The organism is Bartonella sp. AA83SXKL, from assembly GCF_042196965.1.
Lineage (GTDB): Bacteria > Pseudomonadota > Alphaproteobacteria > Rhizobiales > Rhizobiaceae > Bartonella.
In genome coordinates this window covers 119,691-143,260 of record NZ_JBHIRG010000005.1, presented here as the reverse complement: position 1 = coordinate 143,260, position 23,570 = coordinate 119,691, and the positions used below count along the sequence as shown (strand labels likewise).

The following is a 23,570-nucleotide window of genomic DNA, read 5'->3' as shown; positions in this document are numbered from 1 at the left end:
AGAGGAAGCTTTATCTGCCGCTGCTTCCGAGTCGGACAGGTTGTGTCGTGCTGTGGGCAGTGGTTCTTTGACCCTTGCGGGGAGACCAGAAATCATGGCGGATCAACCTCTTTTATTGCAAGGGTTTCGTGGGCAAATCAATGGGCTATGGAAAGCTTCCACTGTCACCCACTGCTATGAAAAACAAAGCGGATACACAACAGAAATCACACTCGAGGCACCAAACAAGGGAAAAGAGGCAGGAGAAAAGGAAACCTCTGAGAGACAGAAAATCAAAGGGACAACTTGACCCTTTGATCGGTGTTGAAGAGTATTGAGACCAAAATCAAAAGTTCGCATTTTGGTGTGGAGGTAAGGAATAGGTGCAACTTGCACCAATTGCATGAGTACAGCAATAGGGTAATGTTTACCCAATTCCTCAAAGGAGCAATGGTGCAAACATTGCACAATTGCATACTGAAGAGCAATTTGGTCAAGTTGACCGAATTCCTTAAACGCTTCTCTTTTTAATAATGTCCTGAATAATGTGCTTAGGATACAGAAAAATCATCAGTCAATTTATGCTAAAAGAAGTCATACCATCTTATATACGCTGCTTCTCAAATAATACGATTCCAACTCAATGATTGATCATCTCAAATTGCGATTTTGAGCAGAAAAGAAAAAGAGGCTTTAAATGATCTTTGAAAGGTCTTTGAAGACCCTTTGAGAACCCCTTAAAAACTCTTTGAAAAAAAATAAATTGGTACAAAACCTAGTGGCAAAATATACAAAACCCGCTGGCAAGCTACATATACAAAACCCGCTGGCAAGCTACAGCTACACTGACAAGCTACAGGCAAGCTACAGCTACAAGCTACAACAAACAAGTAATGGTAGCGGAGGAGGGATTTGAACCCCCGACACAAGGATTATGATTCCTCTGCTCTAACCTACTGAGCTACTCCGCCAAAATAAGCAATCATAATTGTCAATAATTACATCTTTTGCGGATATAAGGGGTAGAATAGTAAGATGTCAAGCATCGTTTTTAAGCTTTTCTCTTGTCATTCTATTTTATCCTCGATATGTAAAAGTGTAATTTTCATATGATAAAGTAAGGTAAGGCATGAAAATGGTGCCACGTGTAGCGGTTTTAGGATGCGGTCATTGGGGTGAAAATCATATACGGACACTCCACTCTCTCGGGGCTTTAGCAGCAGTTTCTGATATTGATAATGATCGTGCTGCTAGTTTTGCAACACTGTATGGTGTAGAGGTTGTTACACCAGATGATCTTTTTACGCATCGAGATATTGATGCGCTGGTATTAGCGTTGCCGCCACAATTGCATACGCAAAATGTGCTCCGTGCTGTTAAAAATGGTAAAGATGTTTTGGTGGAAAAACCAATAGCCTTGAATGTTTCTGATGCTAAACGCCAAGTTCAGGAGGCTGAGGCCTATGAGCGAGTTTTTATGGTGGGCCATATTTTGCGTTTTCATCCAGCTTTTGAAAAAATGTGTGAATTGGTGAAAAACGGAGATGTGGGAGATGTGCGATATATTTATTCTCATAGATTAGGCTTTGGAAAATTTCACACACACAGTGATGCTTTATGGGATCTTGCCCCTCATGATCTCTCAATGATTTTGGCGTTGACAGGATGTGAACCTTCCGAAATTCGCGGTGAGGGGGCTGCTGTCGTTGATCAGATTTCTGATTTTTCTCATATTCATATGATTTTTCCAAATGGCGTGCGTAGTCATCTTTTTACTTCACGCTTGAGTTCTTATCGTGAGAGGCGTTTAATTGTTGTTGGAACAAAGGCTATACTCGTTTTTGATGATATGGAACCGTGGAGTCGTAAATTGGCAATGCACTATTTTGCCGTTTGGAAAGAAAATCAAGAGTGGGCTTTTAGCATGGATGAGCTGAATTACATTGATGTTTGTGAAGATTTGCCGCTTACTTGCGAATTACGGCATTTCCTCCATTGTATTGAAACGCGTCAATCACCTCGTACAAATGGTGATGATGCTATTGCGGTTTTACGGATTTTAACAGCTGCTGATGTCAATTATGATAGATAAAAGAGATAGGTAGCGCTTTTGCATTCTTGTGATGATCAATGGAGTTAATATGCAATTCATCGACCTTGGGGCGCAGCGTGCGCGTATTGAAGATAAAATTAATTTTGCAATTGCGCATGTAGTCGCTAGTGGTAAGTATATTTTGGGACCAAAAGTAACAGAATTTGAAGAGAAATTGGCAGAATATCTTGGCGTTAAACATGTGATTGCATGTGCTAATGGAACAGATGCTTTGAAGATGCCTCTTATGGCTAAAAATATTGGTCCAGGGGATGCTGTTTTTTGTCCTAGTTTTACATTTTCAGCAACGGCTGAAGTGGTTGCTTTGGTGGGGGCTAAACCTGTTTTTGTTGATGTTTTACCTGATACATTCAATATTGATGTTGAAAAACTTTCTCACGCTATCGAAATGGTAAAAAAAGAGGGACGTCTAAAGCCAAAAGCTATTATTGCCGTTGATTTATTTGGGCTTTCTGCTGACTATGTGCAAATTGCTCAAGTGGCTGCAAAGGAAAATCTTTTTATAATTGAAGATGCTGCTCAATCTATGGGGGGGAGAAGCGGTAATACTATGTGTGGTGCTTTTGGTGATGTGGCTGCTACAAGTTTTTATCCTGCAAAACCATTAGGATGTTATGGCGATGGAGGCGCTATGATGACCAATGATGATCATTTTGCAGAACTTTTACGCTCTATTTTGTTTCATGGTAAAGGTGAAACGCAATATGACAATGTACGTATTGGTATGAATTCGCGTCTAGATAGCATTCAGGCTGCAATTTTACTAGAAAAGTTTGCGATTTTTGAAGATGAAATGGAAAAGCGTGTGGAAATTGCTCAACGCTATTCCAATGGCTTAAGAGATATTGTTACAGTTCCAGAAATAGGAGAAAATATTCGTTCTGCTTATGCACAATATACGATTAAGGTAAAAGAACGGGATAAATTAAAAGATTTTTTACAAAAAAATTCTATCCCTACAATGATTTATTATAAAACTCCTTTACATCAACAGCCAGCTTATAAACACTTCCCTTATGTAAAAGATTCCCTTTCTGTTTCAGAGTCTTTAGGAGGGTGTGTTTTAAGTTTACCAATGCATCCTTACTTGACACAAACGGATCAGGATATGATTATCAAAAAAATAAGAGATTTTTATCACTCTTGAGAGCGTGTTTTTATCCTTAAAATTATGGTCAAAGCTTTATTGGTGATCCATCTTAGAAGGTATTTTTTGTTAGAGTGTGTGGCCAATGTTTTGGTATTATTTCCTTTCTAGGACCTATGAAATGTTGTCCTTTAGAGCGGTGATATGATTAGAAAGTGAAGCTTCTAGACAAGAAGATATTTTTTAACAGAACGGTATGGGCTAAGAAACTTTGTCCTTTAGCTTAGCAAAAAAGTCACGTTTAATAAAAAGGATTTGGGTTATGAAAGTTACAATGAACCTTTGTTGATTTTACTCTTCATTTAAGGTGTTTTAAAAGATAACTTATTTAACGGGGCTTTTGGAGAGAAAAGTTATTTTTTGGCGAATACGTGATGCTAGGTCATTTTTGCTTTTGGATTTTTGAATCAATGTGTTGATGGGTGATGTATTCCCCTCTTGTAGCGCTATTTGAGCTGCTAATGTTGCTGCAAGTTCTTTTGTTTCTTCTCGGAGTTCTTCTAGCAATTGGTGGTTAGCGGTCGTGTCCAGCTCATGAGTTTGAATTTTTTGTAAGCGTTGCTGATAGTGTGCGACTTTTTCACGCATCATTTGTCTTTCCTTTGGAAGTGTGTAGTGTGGCGATATTTTGTTTGATTGCTATCGGCTTCTTTGGTGAGAGTATCTTTTGTGGGGAGGCATAGCCGATAAAACTGTTCTGTTACTTGGCTCAGTTGTATTTTTTGTTGGACATATTTTTTTTGCAAAAATTCGTACTTTTGTTGGTTGTTTGCTAATTCTACAGCATGTTGTGCACGAAGAAAATCGTGATTTGCTTCTATTTCCGCGAGTGATAATGGCATTTTCGCACAAACATCTTTATACGCAAAATGAACGGCTTTACGCCAAATAAAAGGAGATAAAAGCACCAGTAACCAGGAAGTGAAAGCAACTCCAAGTATAAAAAAAAGAAATGATTGAATAAGCATAATACCCCTTTTCAAATAAGAATACGTTTAAAACGGATTCCATGTCGGTCTATGTGTTAATTTTAAATATCCTATATTGATACCAAGGCGTGCGCCGACTCCTGTACGTATTGGGATTAACAGGGTATTATGGTATTTTAGGACATGAAAACCAACACCTGCAATTAAATAGGCCGAACCTGAAATACCACCATAGCGTCTCCATAAATTATTTATGCCATTAAGATTGTAAACTAAGATCATTAAACGGGAGCCTTGGCCGCCAAAATCCCATCCTACTGAGGGACCTTGCCAAAAAACTTTATGTTGACCATAGCTTTTGGTAAAAACCATTCCTTCGCCATAGGTTAATCCAGCAAAAAAGGCACCAGAAGCTTCTTCTCCTAAAATATAGGCATTGGGATAACCGTATTTTGAAAAAATATTTTGAATTGCAACAGCCAGACCACTAGCTGTTTTTCCAAAAAAAATATGACCAGAATCAATAATTTCTTGGAGTGAATAATGAGGTTCGTTTTGCTCTATTGGTTTTAGTCGAGCTTGTGTAGTGTTTATGGTGATGAATAAAAGGAAGATTAAAGATATAATATTTTTGTACCAGTATTTGAGCAGAGAGAGAGCCATGGAGTTTTCTCCTTTTATTAGTGATAAACAAAAAGATAATATTAGAATTTTCATTCTATTCAAATAAAAAATAAGCTATAAGGTTATTTAAATTCTTGAATTTATTTCTGAATTTTTTAACATGATTGTTAATGTTTCCTATTATGCATCAGATGTTAAGAGTTTTTCTTTAAAATAAAGTTTGTTTTTTTGAATCTAGGAGTTTTCAATCATTATGACGTTAGATATTTCTTTGAAGCCTATGGATCTTGCTGCTTTGCTTTGTAGTCGTATTTGCCATGATTTGATTTCACCTGTGGGGGCTATTCAAAATGCAATGGAGCTTTATGATGAAGGAGGAGCTGAAGAAGATGCTTTACAATTGGTGCGTTTATCCGTTGCGAGTGCTGCTGCACGTCTACAATTTGCGCGATTGGCTTTTGGTTTTGCTGGTGCAAGTGGAGGACAAATAGATACACGGACTGCAGAGCAGGTTGCTCAACAATATATGAAAGAAGAAAAAGCAACTTTAAAATGGCAAGCTTCTTCTTTATTGTTAGAAAAAGATGAAGTTAAACTTTTGCTTAATTTATTATTGATTGCAAACGCAACAGTTTCTCGTGGTGGTGAAATTGTTGTTATGATTTTGCAAGAAGAAAATAAACGTTCTTTTCGATTTGAGGTTTTCGGTAGAACTCTCCGTATCCCCCCTCATTTTCTTGCGTTATTTCATGGAGAAGTTCAAGAAGAGCTTATTGATGCACATGTCATCCAATTTTATTACACAATGTTACTTGCTCAGATGACAGAGATGAAAATAAATATTGATGAAAGTGATGGTTGTATTGTTTTAGAAAGTGTAAAAAAGCTTTGAATAAGAGAGAAGCGCTTAAGCTGTGTTGGGAAAAGTGGCTTCGATTGAACTTATGAGCGATAAGGTTATATGTGTAAATTGGGTGTGGTTACTTCTTAAGCTTTAAGCGCTTTCTATATGAGATTTTTAGTGTGCGAGTTCTCTACTTTTAATAGAGAAAAGATCTCGGGGAAAAAATCTCGGCCCGCTACACTCCGAGATTTTACAATGTGCATGTTCACTGCTTAAGCGGTTTTTCGTACGTTCTCTTCAACTGGATCACGTAATACATAACCACGTCCCCAAACTGTATCAATGTAATTTACACTGGAAGAGACTGCTTCCAATTTTTTCCGCAATTTACAGATAAAAACATCGATAATCTTTAGTTCTGGTTCATCCATTCCACCATAGAGATGATTGAGAAACATTTCCTTGGTAAGGGTGGTGCCTTTGCGTAAAGAGAGAAGCTCTAACATTTGGTATTCTTTACCGGTTAAATGAACAGGGCGCCCTGCAACTTCGACAGTTTTTGTGTCAAGGTTAACGGTGAGATCTCCGGTAACAATAACCGATTGTGCATGTCCTTTTGAACGACGAACAACTGCATGGATACGTGCAATGAGCTCATCCTTATGAAAAGGCTTCGTCATATAGTCGTCTGCCCCAAAGCCAAAACCACGAACCTTGTCTTCAATGGCATTCATACCAGAAAGGATTAAGACAGGAGTTTTTATTTTTGCCAACCTTAGAGTCCGCAAGACATCGTACCCTGACATGTCAGGCAAATTCAGATCAAGCAAAATGATATCATAATCATAGAGTTTTCCTAAATCGATACCTTCTTCACCCAGATCAGTGATATAAACATTAAAGTTAGCCGACTTTAACATCAGCTCAATGCTTTGAGTAACTGCTCTATCATCTTCAATTAATAATACGCGCATTTTAGATCCCTCACTTTGCTCCTTCACGAATCATAAGGAGCATTTCTATTTTATATCAGTTGGCAAAACCACTGTTATAAAAACAATTCATTAAATCAAACACTTATAACAAAGCGTTTATGAACATTTCAGTAGTACGCGTAACAATCACTACTAAATTCCCCACTATCCATGATAGTGGTTAACAAAATATTTTTATTTTTGAAAGAGGCTACAAAATTATTTTAGAAAAATCCTATATTTTTTAACATAATAAAAAGGGAGAGCTTTTTCTATAAACTTTAACTTAAAAAAAATTTGTAAAAGAGCTTTATAAATTACTTTTTTACAATTTCAGTGTTTATTTACTGAGCTTTAAACCTCTTCAGTTTATAATGGGGGAAAAATTAAAGAAATAGTTATTGTTCTATTAAAGCAGATTGTATTTTCAGATGCTTTAATGAAAGGCAAAAATTATTATAATTTCAAGTTAATAGACTGTTTTTGTCGGATAGATATATAACTAAAAGATATTTATTGGGTGTGAATGCGAGTTTTGAGTTGGCGCAATCAAGGAGTAGTGAGTATGAAGCCACGAGAAAATATGGTGCGATTGAGGATGTTTCAAGTGCGTGGAAAGCGCCGTGAAATTGCACAGCTTGAGATGATGATCGCAGAATTTGAACGAATGGTGTTAGAGTTGGAAGCACAGATTACTCATGAAGAACGTAAATCTGGAAACAATGATGTTCACCATTTTGCTTATTCTGCTTTTGCGCGTGCAGCGCGGCAAAGACGTGATAATCTGATCAATTCAATTCGTGATTTAGAACTTCAAAAAACAAATGCTGAAATTGCTCTCCATGAAGCTAATACAGAGCTGCAACGTGCACAGCTTTTGGAAGCACGAGAAAAGAAGATTGCTGCGGATGATAAGGATATTTTGATTCAATCTAATTCAATGGTTGGCTAATTTAATGGCTGGATGATAAAAGAAATTATTGAAAAATCCATTCTTTCAGGTTTATCTTTTGGATATAGTATAAAACAGCCAAACTTTTATCAAGTTTGGCTGTTTTATAGATTGCTTTATGTTATTAATCAATGGCAACTTCATGCCTGTAGTGTTGAATCTTGGTCGTTCGTAATCCCGCTAAACCGTGTTCATCGATTAAACTTTGCCATGAAAGAAATTCTTCTACAGTCAAAGTATAACGGTGGCACGCTTCGTCAAGACTTAACAATCCACCTCTGACAGCCGCAACAACTTCAGCTTTGCGACGAATCACCCAGCGCCGTGTTGTTTGTGGCGGTAGGTCGGCAATTGTAAGCGGACTTCCATCTGGCCCAATAACATATTTCATTTGTGTTTTTATCAAGTTGCTCATTCGTATCCTCTACTTTAGTCAAGGACTTGATTCGTTTATAGAGCATGAAATTTAAAAAAGAGCTAAAAGCGCTGAAAGAAAAAATTAATAAAGTGATTGGGTATGTAAAAAGAAGCTCAAGTTGAAGTGTGTAGAAGAGATTCTTGCAATATTTTACTGGATTTTTCAAAAGAGAAAAAAGGATTTCTCCTAAACGATTACCATTATGCCTTATTTCCATCATTCTTTTTTTGTTTGCAGCAGCTCTTAAGAAAGTAATGCCTATGGTTGTGGAAAGGATAAAAAAATAATATAAAGACAATCAATCATGTAAAAGTGCTAAAGAGCGTGCATCAGAATGTCAACATATAGGTAGCCATTAAACAGAGCATTAAATAGAGAATGAATACATGTTTTTAAACAGTCTTGATTTACCAGGGCAACCTGAGGATTCTCGCATTGTTGTTGCAATGTCGGGGGGGGTTGATTCATCGGTTGTTGCAGGTCTTTTGAAAAAGGAAGGGTATAATGTTATTGGCATTACGTTGCAGCTTTATGATCATGGGGAAGCAACGCATCGGGTGGGGGCGTGTTGTGCAGGACAAGATATTGAGGATGCACGCCGCGTTGCAGAAACACTAGGAATACCGCATTATGTTCTTGATTATGAAAAGCGCTTTCGCGAAGCTGTTATTGATCCTTTTGCAGAAAGTTATGCTCATGGAGAGACCCCAGTACCATGTATTGCATGTAATCAAACGGTTAAGTTTGCTGATTTATTAGCAACGGCACGCGAATTGGGGGCAGATGCTTTGGCTACGGGACATTATATTCGTTCGCGTTCCCACGGAGCGCATCGAGCACTCTTTCGTCCTCTCGATAATGATCGTGATCAGAGTTATTTTCTCTTTGCAACGACACAAGAACAGATTGATTATTTGCGTTTTCCACTTGGTAACCTTCCAAAATCCCGCGTTCGTGAAATGGCAGCAGAAATGGGCTTTGTGGTTGCCAATAAGCATGATAGTCAGGATATTTGTTTTGTTCCACAAGGAAAATATTCAGATGTTATCGCAAAACTGCGTCCAGAAGCAGCTAATCCTGGCGTTATTGTCCATATTGATGGAAAGATTTTAGGTAAACATTCGGGAATTGTTAATTATACGGTTGGTCAACGTCGTGGTATTGGGGTGTCAACGGGTGAAGCGCTTTATGTGGTTTATCTCGATGTGGAAAATGCACGTGTTATTGTTGGACCGCGTGAAATGTTAGAAACGCATAAGCTTTTTTTACGTGATGTGAATTGGCTTGGTGATGAGTCGTTAGATAATTTCCCTTCTCAAGGTATTGAGGTGGCTGTAAAGGTGCGTTCAACGCGTCCTCCTCATCTTGCGCGCTTACATTATAAAGAAGGTATTTTTTCCGTTGATTTATTGGAATGTGAAAATGGTGTGGCACCAGGGCAAGCTTGCGTTCTTTATGATGGAAATGGTCATGAGGCGCGTATTCTTGGGGGAGGATTTGTAACACATTCAGAACGTGCAGCCGATACTGAAATGATGTTGAAGCGCGTTTTATGCAATCTCGAAACAAAAGATTCTGTTTCCTCAGAACTAAAAACAACAGCTTTATAAAGCATAGTAAATTGATTTAATGATATCTTTAACCTTAAACTTGAATGAGAGACTTCCGGAAGATTTTCTCATTGAAAGTTTGTTTTATGATTGAATCCATCAACATTATATCTTCTGCACGTCATAAGTGGGGTTAGGGTGTGGAAAGTGATGAAAAAAATGTAAAAATGTTTTTTATCAATGCTTTCAAAGGCTAGGGAACGGCAATATTATTGGAGACTGGTAGATAACACACAACATTAGGTATGTTCTATAACTTGAAGTATTATCATCTTTAGTGGTCAAAGTTGGTAAAATGAGCAAGTGCAATACCTGAGGCTGTGGCAACATTAAGGCTGTCAAAACCGTCAGTCATGGGAATACGTAAGGTGTTTGATTGTTGTAGTATATGGGGTGGTAAGCCATCGCCTTCTGTTCCAAAAATAAGTGCCATTCTTTTGGTTTTGTTGGCTTGTTTGAGAGTGTGTGAGGCAGAAGGGGAGAGTGCATAAAGATGAAAGTTTTCATCGTTTAGAGCAGCTATAATGTCATCTATATCAGCGTTTTGTGTATAGGGTACTTTTAAAGCAGCACCGGCAGAAACTCTTATTGATTTGCGATAAAGTGGATCGCATGAGGTTTTGTCGACAATAATGCCATTACTGGCAAAGGCTGCTGCATTACGAAAAATTGATCCCATATTATCGTGATTCGAGATACCACATAAAACAAGAATCAAAGCTTTTTCTGGAAGATGTTGTAAAAAACTTTGTAAAGATGGCAGTATTTTGCGTTTACCAATACCCAGAACACCACGATGAACATGGAAACCGGTGATATTATCCATAACTTTTTGTGGAACGCAATAAATGGGACATAGGGGCTGTGTTTTTTCTAAAAGCGGTAGAAGTCCAGAGAGACGGTTTGCTACGATAAGCAGTGAGATGGCAGAAAACTCTTTTGAGTGCAGTAATGCGGACAAAGTTACTTTGCCTTCAGCAATAAATTGATGTTGCCGTCCAACAAGATCTTTTTCACGGATATTATGATAGGCTTTTAGGCGTGGATCATCTGTTTCATTGATTGTTGTGATATTCAAATGCATGCGAGATTTTTAGTGCTTTTTTCTTATGATTTCCAGATGTTAGAATTTTTTTTATTTTAAAAGAAGAGATAAAAAAATACTTTTTTAAAACTTATGGTAGAATTTATGTTGACAATATGCAACCATAGGTATAATGTAAAAATACTGATACGGAATCATATATTTTTCTCGTATCGGGTGCAGTGTCTTGGGTCCCCGCTATTTCCCAAGTTCTGTATGCCCTTAATTTCTAAGGGAAAAGAATCTGGGTCCCCAATGCCCAGATTCTTTTTTTTGAGGGTAATCATTGTTCTTCATTTCTATATCTAAATTTTTTAGTAAATCATATTTTAAAATCCAGTTGACCTGTAAGGTTACAGTAGAGTGCTAAGATATTTTTTCTAAGGTGCAAAGATGGCTTATAGATGGGTTATAATGCATATCATAAGACTAAAAAAATGCATGATTATGATAGATTTGAGCAAAAACAAGTTTTTCGTTTATGAGAAGTGAGATGGCTTTAAGTTATTCAGAAAACGATTAATAATGAAGGTTATGTGTTTGATTGCTCTTGGGAAAGCTCTTCTTTCTATTATTTTCTCTCTTCTTTATTTATTGGTGCTGTTCGTGTAACTGAGCAGTTTTTACGATAATAATGGTGAGCTGAGGCGTTTATTGTATGATGAAGCTTCTGTAATATTGAGGAAAGATCGTCGTTATGCCAAAAGTATAATGATATGGTTGAAAATATTAATTCCCTATTTCGTGAAGAAAAGGATGAGGTTCATGGATGTAAAAATCAATATACAAAGCTTAACTTTATACTCTATTTTTATTGCGTGTATTGTTTTTGCTTTGAAATATTGGGCATATCACATCACAGGTTCGGTTGCACTTTATTCTGATGCATTGGAATCAATCGTTAATATCCTTGCGTCATTGGCAGCATGGTGGGCTGTTAAAGTGAGTATGAAGCCAGCAGATCATGATCATCCCTTTGGGCATCATAAAGCGGAATATTTTTCCGCAATTCTTGAAGGGGTACTCATTATTATTGCGGCAATTGTTATTTTAAGAGAAGCATGGATAGCTCTTTCTACCGTTAAATTGTTGCAGAAGCCTGGAATATGGCTTGCTATTCATCTTATTGCAACTGTCATAAACTGTATGTGGGGAATGGTTCTTATTTGGCAGGGAAAACTCCATCGCTCACCGGCTCTTAAAGCTGATGGAGTACATTTTATAACTGATGTTTTTACGTCGCTTGCAATTTTAATTGGTTTGATTGCTGGTTTTGTTGGAGGATGGGGAGCTTTAGATCCAATTTTAGCGATAATCGTTGCCGTTAATATTCTCTTACAGGGCTGGAAGGTGATTAGAAATGCTGTTCAGGGATTAATGGATGTTGGCGTTGAATTGAATGAAAGTATGCGGATTCGGGAGCTGATTTCTGCAAATGCATCGGGTGCGCTTGAGGTCCATGATTTGCGGACGCGTGTTGCTGGGAGGGTTACTTTTATAGAGTTTCATTTGGTTGTGCCTGCTATAATGCAGGTAGGAGAAGCACATAAAATTTGTGATAAAATCGAAGTTGTTCTTCAAAAAGAATTTGATAATGTGCGTATTTCTATTCATGTCGAGCCTGAAGATGAGGCAAAATTGCCTCCTGGTACAACGGTGATCCCTTTTATATAAAAAGATTTTTTCAATTGGGTTGTCATGTTACGAACATTAATTTTTTACGGTGTGGCAACTCATATCTCTTGAAAATACGATGATGCTCTTTTGTTGATTGTATTTTTGCATCAATAAAGGGGAAGATTAAACAAAGTCTCTTAAGGCAAGATTTATTCTGTTATCGTACACTGTCATTTAAGGTGTGGTGAGATAAGACCTATAAAATTTGATCTCTTAAGCATTTTTTGAGTGCGCGGTCAATGCCGAGAAGTAAGGCTTGCTGGTGGCATTTAATTGAATTACATGAAATGGTTATCCGCTGAAATTGGCTTAAGAAGATGTATTGTTTACGGGGCTGTCAAGAATAGATCTCTTGTTTTTGAGGGCGAGAGGAAATAGAGCTTAATTATAAATTTTATATAAAATACTTTGTGAGATAATAATCATAACATACCTTATTTTACTTATGCTTGCAAAAAATATTTTTTATATTCATAAAGATTAGAATGGCGGTGGTCTATAGATAATTCTTAGCTCGAGCATATGAAAAGAAAGTATGATACAAGAAATAACAGAGTTTTGCTTGCCTTCAGCTTTCAGTCAGTAAAGGTAATTATAACCGCCATTCTTCAAATATGATTTTATCCGTGTAGATTATACAAAGTTAGACGTTTATCTGAATAGCTTCAGTATATCTATTAAGAATAGAAAAGCTATTTCATATCGCTATGATGTTATTCAAGGGCTCTTAAAACGACGATTCCTGGTGTTTTTGCAACATAATCCATAAAAGGGGTATCGACGACTTTTTCATTTTCTTTGTGTGAAGGAGCATGTCGTAACATCGGCCCTTTATCTGTCATGATAAAGAAACTCACATGTGTTACATCCAATCCAGCAAGTTTTGCATAAATGCCAATGAAATCCCCTGATTTTAAACGGCTTATAACCTCTTCATTAATAAAGTTACTTGGAATATACGTTATTGTGCGTTTCACAACTGGAAGTCCAGGAAGATAGCTTTCACCATCAGCTTTTTTGTTTAGATATTTTTCTATTTTTACCGCATGGGGACTTATTTCAGCGGTAATATCAGTGGCGAGTTTATATTCTCTATAAGCCCAATCCGTAAAAAAATGTTTCCGATTTAAAAAATCAACATTACCGTTAATATAACGCGTTTTTATGACGTTATTTATGAATTCTGTTTGGGATGTTGATTTGCGCAATGCTTCAACATAATCCATACAAGTGAAGTTATCTAAGCTTCTAAAATCAATAATCAGTTTTTCTGGTGTATTTTCTGAGCCATGTAACATATTAGCTTTGTAAGGTGTTCCTAAAAAAGCTTCAGAAAGAAAGTCAATCATGGCTCCTTTTTCGTGATCATTTATTTCTGAACGTTTTTTGAGAAGAGCATTTAATTTATTTAAAGTATAGGGATCTAGCTCTACGCTGGTTGTTTGTTGTGTTTCTATTTTATTTTCTATCCCCCCCTCTTGTGAATAAGAATTTTGGACATCACGTCCTATCACTAACATTAAAGTGAGAATTAATAGGGATATTTTTTGCATTTTATACACCATTTTTAAATTTAACAGTTCACGGACAACACGTACTAAAAGAACTGTTTTCTCATGCTTATTAGCATTTGAATGTAATAATAACATATAATATTGATTGATTCAATAAATATAATTAGTTTTTACAGTATTAATATATTTTTATGATGATTATTAAATATTTAAATTATTATATGTTATTGATTTATCTAATAGAGTTGATGTTTTAAAAATTAGCAGTATGATAAGTGGTAATAATGTATTATAAAATTAATCATAATATCTATAAAATTATTTTTATATTCTATGTCTTATGAGTAATTGTTAATAATTTATTCTCATAAGTATTTTTTCATTTAATATAAAATATATTTTTTATAATTTGATAATTATATATCAAGTAAAAATAATTTTATATTTTTATCTTGACTCTTTTTGTAATTTTTAATTTGTTATTATTTTGTATGTGAAAATTATAGGTTATAGAATACTTTTAAAAGGAAACGGGAGTTAAAAGAGAGCGGGGGAGTCATTGTATGCGTAAAATAGTGTGTATGTTATGCAAGACCAAATGCTCAATCCGAAATTTGTTCAGCGTGGGCTCATTTTAGTGTTCATCACTTTATTGTTAGATATTCTTTGTATTGCGATCATTTGTCCTGTTTTGCCTGAATATTTTTCTCAATTAACTGGAAAAGAGGTCAGTACATCTTTTGTAGAAAGAGGAAAATTACTTGCAGCTTATTCAGTGATGCAGTTTTTGTTTGCTCCTGTTATTGGCAATCTCTCTGATCGTTATGGTCGTCGTCCTATTTTGCTTCTCTCTATTATCTGCTTTGCTCTTGATAATCTCATATGTGCTATAGCATGGAGCTATTCTATGTTATTTATCGGGCGTCTTTTGTCAGGGATAAGTGGCGCTAGTTTTGCAACTTGTACAGCTTATCTTGCGGATATATCCGATGATAAAACCCGTACACGCAATTTTGGTTTGTTAGGCATTGCATCCGCATTGGGGTTTATTTTAGGATCGTTTATTGGTGGTTTTTTAGGTCAGTTTGGTCCGCGTATTCCGTTTTATTTTGCTGCTGGTTTTTCTCTCATTAATTTTATTTTTTCTTGGGTTATGCTTCCAGAAACCCTTTCTTTATGGAATAGGCGCTTTTTTGATATTAAGCGGGCAAATCCCTTAGGTGCTTTTTGGCATCTGAAACAATACCCGATGGTTCTTTGGGTGTTATTGGTCTTTTTTCTTTATTGGTTTGCGGAATCTGTATGGTTAAGCATTTGGGCTTTCATTGCAAAAGAACGCTATGATTGGAGTTCTTTTTCTATTGGACTCTCCTATAGTGTTTTTGGGATAGGCCAATTTATTGTAGTCGCTCTCATTTTGCCTTATTTTTCTAAACGATGGAGTGATTGGCATATTGTTATAGTGGGGCTTTTGTTTGCCTCCGTTGCTATGCTGGGCTATACATTCGCGACGCAGGGGTGGATGGTTTATATGGTTTGTATGTGTACAATGCTTGAATATCTTGTTCATGCACCTATACGTGCTATTGCTTCAGCGCAGGTACCGACAAATGTACAAGGAGAACTGCAAGGAGCGATGACATCTGTTATTTCGTTGAGTTTAACATTTGGTTCTGTTTTTTATGTGTTTCTTTTTGAATGTTTTACAGATAAAAATGCACTGTTTTATTTTTCTGGTGCTCCTTTTGTTGGAGGCTTTTTTCTTCTTGTTGTTGCGACAGTTATTTTTGTCTTGCGGGTACGTTAATTTGTTTAGAGAGGCTGGTACGTACTATTTTGCTAGAGAATGCACAAGATAAACAAAATGTATCATTTTATAGGCAGAAAGTTTTTTGTGATATTTGTTTCACAAAGTGTTGTATAGAATATCGATATATCCTTCTCATTTAGTGAAAATAATTTTTTTATTTTGTGATATTGTTTGTATAGGGGAGTCCGTATTTTTTCTATTGCTTGCAAATTAATATCCAATGCTAATGCAGCAGCATATTGAAAACAAAGATTAAAACGTATCTGAGTTAGATTTATCAGTATTGTATGAACAATTCCAAATTTTATATGGAAAATTGGAAGTAAAATATTGCTTATATTTGTTGGCATAACTTCTGGAATCAAAAGAAAACCTCATTTTGGAAGAATATAAAGTTGTAAAATTGAAAAGATATTTTCTGTTTTGCGATTACTTTTTTATTCGACTTTACAGTTTTCAAAACCATCTACGGCAATATCTTTTAAAAAGTAGAGATTTGTTGCATTGTCTCACACTTTAATTTTTTTATTCTTTAGGAGGGATTATGTTTCTCATGCACAATAGAATGCTTAAAATTGTACTGTGAATCAAATACTTATTTGAAGGTTAGGCACTTTACTCTTTTTAAAAATGGTTTTTATCGACCCACTTATCTTGCTTGGGGGGAGAAGCCAATGATTTTGATGGATACGACCTTAAGAGGAGAGGAATGAGAAAAATTTAAGCTATTCAGAGCGCTCTTTTTAGTTTCAGAATGATAAATAAGAATATTTATTCAATAAGTTGTAGGTATAAAAATAATATAATTGTGCGTAGGAAGATGATATAATTTGAAGGAGAGAAGCTAAAAGGTGAGGCTTTTTATTTTAAGATATTTTTTTATAATTCATAATGAGATCACTAAAATGCTGAAAGAGGTAGTGGCTATCTTGTGGTCCCGGAGAAGCTTCAGGGTGATATTGAACAGAAAAAACAGGTTTTCCAATGATTCGAATACCACAGTTTGAGCCATCAAAGAGAGAAATATGTGTTTCTTGAACATGTTGTGGTAAAGAGGCAGAATCTACGGCAAAACCGTGATTCATCGATACAATCTCAACTTTTCCAGTGTTAAGGTCTTTAACTGGGTGATTGGCACCATGATGTCCTTGGTGCATTTTCACGGTCATTGCACCAACCGTAAGAGCGAGAAGTTGATGACCAAGACATATTCCAAAAATTGGTAAATTATGATCAATTAATGTTTTGATTGTTGGAATGGCATATTGAGCCGTAGCTGCGGGGTCTCCTGGTCCATTAGAAAGAAAAACGCCATCAGGGTTCATTGCCAGAATTTCTTTTGCAGTTGTGTGGGCAGGCACAACAGTAATGCGGGCTTTTTGTGTTGCCATAAGGCGAAGAATATTACGTTTAATACCGTAGTCAATTGCAATGATATGAAGATTGTGCATATTGTTTGTACCGTATCCTTTATTCCAACTCCATGGTTTTTCATCCCATTGCATTGAAGATTGAGATGTCACATCTTTCGTAAGGTCAAGATTGACGAGACCGTGCCATTTTTGCGCACGTTTCTTTAAAGAAGGAATATCAAAATTTCCATTAGCATCATGTGCAATGACAGCATTTTGTGCACCTTTTTCACGAATAAGAATTGTGAGTGCACGTGTATCAATACCACAAAGTGCAATAATTTTACGCATTTTAAGCCATTGATGAAGATTTTCATTGGCACGATAATTTGAAGGATTTGTAATATCTGCCTTGAAAATAGCGCCAACAGCACCATGACAATTGAGAGGAGAGAGATCTTCAATATCTTCGCTATTTGCCCCTACATTTCCTATATGAGGAAAAGTAAAATTAACGATTTGTTGTGTGTATGACGGGTCTGTGAGGATTTCTTCATAGCCTGTGATGGCGGTGTTAAAACACACTTCAGCTTCAGCGATACCTGTAGCACCTGCTCCTTTGCCTTCAATAACGGTTCCATCTGCTAAGACTAAGAGGGCTGTAGGTTTTTTGATACTCCAAGGGTGGCTGGGTGAAGTCGCTTGTATCATAGTATGTATCCACAATTTATTCTCTGAAAGGTATAATGATCAACTTTACACAAAAATCATACCTTTAGCAGATGCTGTGTATATTATTCTGGTAACGTTTTGCTTGAAGTAGGCAGTATAAGTACATTCCATGAAGAGGTAAAGTCTTGTTTTAGCTTTTCGAAGATCGAGTCCTTAATTATTTTTTTTATCCTCCATTGCAAGATGGATAAAGATTGGTTAAAAGGCATCTTCTTCTTGAACAAAATTGGATAAATTTATGTTGCGTAACCAGATTGATGGGGCTCTTAGGGCTGCTTTGAAAGCGCAAGATAGTGCGCGTCTTGCTACACTTCGTTTAATGAATGCTGCAGTTAGGGATCGTGATATTCTTTATTATGATGAGGGGAAGCTAGAAGTGGATGATCAGCAGATACAGTCTGTTTTCACTAAAATGCTTCAACAGCGTGAAGAATTGATGCGAGCCTATAAAGAGTCTGGTTGTTTGGAATTGGCAGAGAGAGGACAAGCAGAAATAGAAGTTATTCGTGAATTTCTTCCCTATCAACTTAAGGAGATGGAAGTAGAACAGGTTCTTTGTGAAGCTTTGGCACAAACAAAGGCTGAAAAATTACGCGATATCGGTAAGGTGATGGCATGGCTTAAGGAACGGTATGCGGGGCAAATGAATTTTTCTAAAGTGTGCAATAGTCTTCGTAAGAAATTGCAATAGATCTTGTTAATTCAAGGGGATTGGAAAATATTTTTTATTGTGCGTCGCCTTTGTAAGTCAGTAGGATGTTGATAAATTTCATTTATTTGTACACACATACTGTTATAAAAAAAATAACTTTTTGATATCAACGAAACTTTTTGGGCTCTCATAGAGCAATGAAACATCTTTTATGTATTATATTTTCTGTTTTTCAAAGCTGTTAGACCATTAAAAAACAAAAGTATTATAGAGTTTTTACTTTTTTAAAAAGATCTATTGTCAGCACTGTTAAAAATTTTAAAATAGGATGATTAAGGTAATTGATACAGATTTCCAATTTTGGGGAGTGTATTATTGTCTTTTTTGCTGTTTCAAAGTATTTTTTTGATAAAAAGTTTCCGTATTTTAGAGTGGTGATTATTCAGCAAGAAATTTAAATATAGATGGTTTTATCAATATGGTGTGTATCTTTTTAATTCAAGTACTGGTTTTAATGATAAGAAAATCAAAACTTTAAAACGTTTTTTCTAGGGAAGAGATTTTTAAGTTGAGTTTATGAAATAAAAAGATCTTTTGAAAAGAAGTCTCTGTTTGTAATGTGTTCTTGAGATAATTTTGAAATTCTTTTCTCTGATTAAATCCCTTATAAGCTATATAAAATCTATAAATTATGCAGAATAAAATGAGTAACCTCTATTTGTGGGGATACAGTGGTGAATCTGTTAAAAATAGTTCAGTTAGCAATAATGGCTTACCCGTTAACCGCAAACGGGAACGGCGTGCCCATAGTGCACCTTGTTGACCAATATGAATGTAATCGCGGGTTAATTTGTCATTGTTAAATAAATAATGTCCTAGAGGTACAGTTCCCAAATGCATTAAGGCTTGATTGTGTAGGAGGGTTTCTTGTGGAATTACAGTGCGTCCAAGGAGCCAAGGTTTATTATCTCCCATTAATATGACTTCACGTAGCCAATAACGCGCACTTTCGGGGAGATGCTCTGCTTCTTCTGTTAATTTATCTCGCGTAATAAAACATTCGCGTTGTGGTTGAACTTGGAGGCAGGTACAATATTTCTTTAATCGAAGCGTCATTGAGCCCGATTCCATGAGCCAATCGCGAACGTTTTCTGGTATTGGAGGACTTTGATCAGAAAACCACTTTAGAGGTGGTAAGATGGAATCTTCAAGATCAGACATCGTTTTACTCCACAGCTAAAGTCTTATTCCATATGTTATGTTGGGTTAAATAGATAGCTCTATTGTAATACAAGGAGTATAAAAGCAGCAAGATTTTAACAGGAAGATATCAAAGGGAAAATCGAAAGCAAAGGTCTTTAAAAGAAGATATGCAGGAAGTATATATTATAGGATTATTTTCATTTAAAAAAGCAAAATAAAGTATTATGTTTTGTTCAAGGCGCTTTCACAATGCGTTACGGAAATTTCTTTATCGCATGAGAGCAATAGGAAAAATGTTTCGTACTTTAAAATTCGTTTGTAACGCATATAAAGAAGAGCTAAAAATTCATCTATGCAAGATGATATAAAGAGGAAGTTTTAAGAGGAACAAAACTTTATTTTATACTTTAGAAAGTGAAGAGATATTCAAAACTTTTGAATTGAGATGTAAAGGAGATCGTATTCTTTATAATCAAGAAGTTTATATTAATGAATATACTTTTTAAAACGTTTAAATATATTATATTATTAAAATTGTGAAGTATTACTTTATATTACAGGGTATTTAGTAATTTTATAATAAAGTTTGCATTAATATTATTTCATATTTATTTTATATACTATTTTATTTCACATATTAGAGAAAAATTATTTATCATTTTGTGCTTACCTTCTCTTTCTTATTTCTTAAGAATGTAAAAAAGCGCTTCGAGTTTTTCGGTAAAAAGGGTATTGTTGATAGAGTGTATAGGTGTTAAGCATTATACGGTAAAATCTTTAATCATCGTTAGTGATTTTTGTAACCTTATGGGTTGTTATTACAGTGAGATAAGCTGGATTTGCGCACGTGGTACAAAAATAATTCGTATTTTGTTAAAGTAACGCAACATATCTCTCCTGCTATGCGTAAGTTTATATAGGTATGAAATGGTGCGTTATAAAGTTCTTTACTGCATTTGGTTTTATAATACGATGATGGTGTATGCCTAAAATCGCAGCTTAAGCATCTCACCATCATATCAAAATTGGTAACAACAAGTTACAGGGGAATATTTCAAACTCTGCTAGTTGTTTCCTAGTTTTGTATTGAATCCCAAAAGGTGTAAAAAATAAATACTCTATGATCGAATTTTTTGTCCTATCCATATAAGAATACAGGCTCCTATAAAACCTGAAATAAGATAGCCAAGCCAACCAGCAAAACTTACACCTAAAAGACTAAAAAGAAAGCTTGCTAGCGCAGCGCCAATAATCCCTAAGATAATATTTAACAATATTCCTGTTTGGCTTTTCATAATATACTGTGCAGCCCAACCGGCAATCCCGCCGATAATAATAGCTGCAATCCAGCCGATGTTTGCATTTTCCATGATACCCTCCTTTGCCTGAATTTAAATTGTAACTAGAGTAAACTTTGTAAAAATCAAGGTTTATTCCTTTTTTACCCAGTGGAAAGGATATTTCTGTTAGAGATTTTACTTGTTACTTTCCTTTATATTAAAATAATACTCACATTTATATTATATATAATACTTAATAAGTATAAATTATATAATACATTTTAATTTATAAATAAATAAATTAATTGATAAATATTGAATAAAAGAAGAAAATATTAGTAGAAATGTTCTAAGAACTCATAAAGTGTATTTATAAGCTTTTTAAGCTCTCTCTTAAATTAAAAAAACAATTGTGATTAAAGTAATAAGTAAAATGGATATTTAAAAGTTTGGAGCTTGCCAATTGATATCAATGATGTTTGAAATGAAAACTGTTTCGTTGACACGTTATAGCATGGCTGTATAGGTTGAACCTCTACCAATCTTGATATAAACGTTGCATTTTTGTGGGGTTTTGTATTCCTTATAGAGTATTTCTGTTTCGCTGCTACTGTGAAGCGGTTCCCTTTTTACAAGGCGGGTTTAGGTTAGAACTATCATACTCTTGACCTATTCTTTATGTGTTTAACAGTTTTGGCTTTGATATGGTTAGGCATTTTTACGTCTTTCTTCAAGAGTTCTATTCTACATGCTGCTTTGTTTGTAATGTGCAAGCAAATGACTTTGAGCAATTCATCATGAATAGATTTTAAATGAAAGAAACTTACGATGAAGAAAGCTCATTTAAATTGTCGAATAATAAGATATTTTGATTAAATCAATATCTTGACCATATTCAAAATTGAATAATCGATGTGATGTGTGTTTTATTCAAGTTATTTGAAAAGTTTAAGTTTTTTCTGCTTGTTCTTCAGCAGGGTTGCGTAGACGAGAACTTTGAAGAAGTCCCTGTTCTTCTAAAATGGGGTAGATCATTGAGGTCAAAAGAGAGTTGATTTGTTTGAGGTCGCGCACAGTGTCGAGATGAAGACTGGATGATTCTACATTTTTGAGATCCCCTTCACGCAGACGTTTAAAATGTTTTAAACTCATCTCTTTTTCTAAGTTTCGTAGTTGATCTTTTTTTTGTACCAATAGGTGTGCAGTGTGTGTATCACGTGAGACGAGAACGTTAAATGCTATATGCGCGTTGGCTAGTACAATGGCGTGGAAACGAAGGAGGTCACTCCAGCCCTCGCTGCTGAACTGTAAACCTTTTTGTTGTTTCTTTTTAACCAGCATCAACATATTATGAATAATGATATCGCCTGCTTGGTCTAATTTTATACAGGCGCCTAGAAGTTCTTGCGTTTGAAGAGCTTCTTCGTCAGATAATTTTTGTCCCGCTAATCGGGCCAGATAAAGTTTGATGGCGATATGTTTTTTGTCCAATATGGTGTTGAGTTGGTTGAGTTCACGAATAATATTGGGATCAGGCTTTTCATAAAGTCCCATAATTTTTTCTAGCATGATGTCTACAAGATCACAAATATGAATGACTTCACGCATGACATTCGAGAGGGCGAGAGTTGGGCGATCAAGAACACTGTCATCAAGAGCTGTTTGATCAGATAAATTGAGCCTTTTGTCGGCTTGCATTTTTTTTGCACTTATATTCACGATCTGAGTGGTTAATTTTAAAACCCATTTTGAAAGCGGTATTCCAGCAAGGAGAATGAAAACATTAAAAATGATATGGGCGTTGATCACTTGAGTAGGGGCGTTATTGCCAAGCCATGTGATGGGAGGGTGAAAGGAGAGAAATAAGATAAGTATAAGGATTGACCCTGCCCCACGCATGAGTAAATTTCCTAAGGGAACGAGGCGGGTATTAGGAGAGGCGTTGCGCGTTAAAAGTGGTGCTATAAGAGAAGAGCCAAAGTTGACACCAAGAACCATGACAACACAGAGTTGCGTATGGATAAGATCGTAGTTGGCAAAATTGACCAGCAAAATGATTCCTGCAATGGACGAATGTAAGAGGTAGGTTAAGCCAGCAGCCAACAAAAAAGTGGAAATAGGATCGGTTGAAAGATAACGAATGATGCTAGGCAAAATTTCGCTTTCACGTAAAGGTTCTGTCGCGGTACTTATCATCTCTAAAGATAAAATCAAAAGACCAATACCGATGACAATACGTCCTATTTGACGCCATTCACGTTTTTCTGTTGTCATGAAGATACAAGTGCCAATTAAAAGACACAAAGGTACAACAAGAGTGAGGTCATAGGTGAGAATTTTTACAACGATTGCTGATCCTAATTCTCCTCCACGTACAGCCATAAGTCCTGCTACTCCAGAGACAAAACCAGATTCAACGAAAGAGCCAACGAGGAGTGTTATTGCTGTAGAGCTTTGTAAAATCATTGCTGTAAAAAGCCCAAAACTTACGGCAAACAATGGTTTTGAAACGACGTGGCACATTTTATATTTAAGTCTGTCACCATAGGCGCGTTCAACTCCTGTGCGCACCATGCGTGTGGCCCAGAGAAGTAAAGAAATAGCGCCGGCAAGATGAAGGAGTACCAATGAACCATTCATGATACTTTATTCTTTCTTTGTTGTTGTGAATGTGGT

The 23,570-nt window shown here is 35.8% G+C and carries 17 protein-coding genes, 1 tRNA gene and 2 pseudogenes; 9 read left to right on the top strand and 11 right to left on the bottom strand.

Annotated features, from left to right (window positions below; genetic code table 11):
* Positions 1 to 289, top strand: a pseudogene (locus tag ACFINO_RS04260) (late control protein); the annotation flags it as partial.
* Between the two features lie 584 nt (positions 290 to 873).
* Here ACFINO_RS04260 and ACFINO_RS04255 read toward each other — a convergent pair.
* Positions 874 to 950 (bottom strand) — tRNA-Met (locus ACFINO_RS04255).
* A gap of 164 nt (positions 951 to 1,114) precedes the next feature.
* Between ACFINO_RS04255 and ACFINO_RS04250 the strand changes: the two genes are divergently transcribed.
* Both ACFINO_RS04250 and ACFINO_RS04245 read left to right on the top strand, forming a co-directional pair.
* Positions 1,115 to 2,071, top strand: a complete 957-nt coding sequence (locus ACFINO_RS04250) for a Gfo/Idh/MocA family protein (RefSeq protein WP_375633056.1) — start codon at positions 1,115 to 1,117, stop codon at positions 2,069 to 2,071.
* Between the two features lie 49 nt (positions 2,072 to 2,120).
* The gene (locus tag ACFINO_RS04245; protein ID WP_375633048.1) at positions 2,121 to 3,239 is read left to right on the top strand and encodes a DegT/DnrJ/EryC1/StrS family aminotransferase; all 1,119 of its coding nucleotides are present in this window, start codon (positions 2,121 to 2,123) and stop codon (positions 3,237 to 3,239) included.
* A gap of 324 nt (positions 3,240 to 3,563) precedes the next feature.
* Here the strand turns inward: ACFINO_RS04245 and ACFINO_RS04240 are convergent.
* A pseudogene (locus tag ACFINO_RS04240) lies at positions 3,564 to 4,207 on the bottom strand (hypothetical protein).
* Positions 4,208 to 4,234: 27 nt separating this feature from the next.
* Entirely contained in the window at positions 4,235 to 4,831 is a 597-nt protein-coding gene (locus ACFINO_RS04235) for a DUF1134 domain-containing protein (RefSeq protein ID WP_375613340.1), read from the bottom strand.
* A gap of 214 nt (positions 4,832 to 5,045) precedes the next feature.
* Here ACFINO_RS04235 and chpT point away from each other — a divergent pair, with 214 nt between their 5' ends.
* Positions 5,046 to 5,684, top strand: a complete 639-nt coding sequence (gene chpT / locus ACFINO_RS04230) for a histidine phosphotransferase ChpT (protein WP_375618189.1) — start codon at positions 5,046 to 5,048, stop codon at positions 5,682 to 5,684.
* 224 nt (positions 5,685 to 5,908) lie between these two features.
* On the opposite strand, the gene ctrA is transcribed toward chpT, so the two are convergent.
* Positions 5,909 to 6,610, bottom strand: coding sequence for a response regulator transcription factor CtrA (gene ctrA, locus ACFINO_RS04225; protein WP_273790819.1), 702 nt, complete (start codon positions 6,608 to 6,610; stop codon positions 5,909 to 5,911).
* A gap of 565 nt (positions 6,611 to 7,175) precedes the next feature.
* Here ctrA and ACFINO_RS04220 point away from each other — a divergent pair.
* Positions 7,176 to 7,562: a flagellar export protein FliJ gene (locus ACFINO_RS04220; RefSeq protein WP_375606932.1), complete on the top strand. Its 387-nt coding sequence runs from the start codon at positions 7,176 to 7,178 to the stop codon at positions 7,560 to 7,562.
* 124 nt (positions 7,563 to 7,686) lie between these two features.
* Here ACFINO_RS04220 and ACFINO_RS04215 read toward each other — a convergent pair whose 3' ends face one another.
* Positions 7,687 to 7,977, bottom strand: coding sequence for a DUF1153 domain-containing protein (locus tag ACFINO_RS04215; RefSeq protein WP_375618190.1), 291 nt, complete (start codon positions 7,975 to 7,977; stop codon positions 7,687 to 7,689).
* A gap of 389 nt (positions 7,978 to 8,366) precedes the next feature.
* Here ACFINO_RS04215 and mnmA point away from each other — a divergent pair, with 389 nt between their 5' ends.
* Positions 8,367 to 9,590 (top strand): tRNA 2-thiouridine(34) synthase MnmA, encoded by a 1,224-nt coding sequence (mnmA, locus tag ACFINO_RS04210; RefSeq protein WP_375655118.1) that lies wholly within the window; start codon positions 8,367 to 8,369, stop codon positions 9,588 to 9,590.
* Between the two features lie 274 nt (positions 9,591 to 9,864).
* On the opposite strand, the gene ACFINO_RS04205 is transcribed toward mnmA, so the two are convergent.
* Positions 9,865 to 10,674 (bottom strand): TrmH family RNA methyltransferase, encoded by an 810-nt coding sequence (locus ACFINO_RS04205; protein WP_375655117.1) that lies wholly within the window; start codon positions 10,672 to 10,674, stop codon positions 9,865 to 9,867.
* A gap of 765 nt (positions 10,675 to 11,439) precedes the next feature.
* On the opposite strand from ACFINO_RS04205, the gene ACFINO_RS04200 reads away from it, so the two are divergent.
* Positions 11,440 to 12,348: a cation diffusion facilitator family transporter gene (locus ACFINO_RS04200; protein WP_375655116.1), complete on the top strand. Its 909-nt coding sequence runs from the start codon at positions 11,440 to 11,442 to the stop codon at positions 12,346 to 12,348.
* 716 nt (positions 12,349 to 13,064) lie between these two features.
* Here the strand turns inward: ACFINO_RS04200 and ACFINO_RS04195 are convergent.
* Positions 13,065 to 13,904 carry a DUF1460 domain-containing protein gene (locus ACFINO_RS04195; protein ID WP_375618194.1) on the bottom strand — a complete coding sequence of 280 codons (840 nt, stop codon included), beginning with the start codon at positions 13,902 to 13,904 and terminating at the stop codon, positions 13,065 to 13,067.
* A gap of 547 nt (positions 13,905 to 14,451) precedes the next feature.
* Between ACFINO_RS04195 and ACFINO_RS04190 the strand changes: the two genes are divergently transcribed.
* Positions 14,452 to 15,672 (top strand): MFS transporter, encoded by a 1,221-nt coding sequence (locus ACFINO_RS04190; protein ID WP_375655115.1) that lies wholly within the window; start codon positions 14,452 to 14,454, stop codon positions 15,670 to 15,672.
* Between the two features lie 869 nt (positions 15,673 to 16,541).
* On the opposite strand, the gene carA is transcribed toward ACFINO_RS04190, so the two are convergent.
* Complete coding sequence (gene carA, locus ACFINO_RS04185) at positions 16,542 to 17,738, bottom strand: glutamine-hydrolyzing carbamoyl-phosphate synthase small subunit (protein ID WP_375655114.1); 1,197 nt, start codon at positions 17,736 to 17,738, stop codon at positions 16,542 to 16,544.
* Positions 17,739 to 17,997: 259 nt separating this feature from the next.
* Between carA and ACFINO_RS04180 the strand changes: the two genes are divergently transcribed.
* Complete coding sequence (locus tag ACFINO_RS04180; RefSeq protein ID WP_375609255.1) at positions 17,998 to 18,450, top strand: GatB/YqeY domain-containing protein; 453 nt, start codon at positions 17,998 to 18,000, stop codon at positions 18,448 to 18,450.
* A gap of 675 nt (positions 18,451 to 19,125) precedes the next feature.
* Here ACFINO_RS04180 and ubiC read toward each other — a convergent pair.
* From ubiC to ACFINO_RS04165, 3 genes are all read right to left on the bottom strand, one after another.
* On the bottom strand, positions 19,126 to 19,632 hold the full coding sequence (gene ubiC, locus ACFINO_RS04175) for a chorismate lyase (RefSeq protein ID WP_375640416.1): 507 nt from the start codon (positions 19,630 to 19,632) through the stop codon (positions 19,126 to 19,128).
* Positions 19,633 to 20,732: 1,100 nt separating this feature from the next.
* The gene (locus tag ACFINO_RS04170) at positions 20,733 to 20,984 is read right to left on the bottom strand and encodes a GlsB/YeaQ/YmgE family stress response membrane protein (protein WP_375611967.1); all 252 of its coding nucleotides are present in this window, start codon (positions 20,982 to 20,984) and stop codon (positions 20,733 to 20,735) included.
* Positions 20,985 to 21,842: 858 nt separating this feature from the next.
* Entirely contained in the window at positions 21,843 to 23,534 is a 1,692-nt protein-coding gene (locus tag ACFINO_RS04165; RefSeq protein ID WP_375633036.1) for a Na/Pi cotransporter family protein, read from the bottom strand.
* Positions 23,535 to 23,570: the final 36 nt, after the last annotated feature.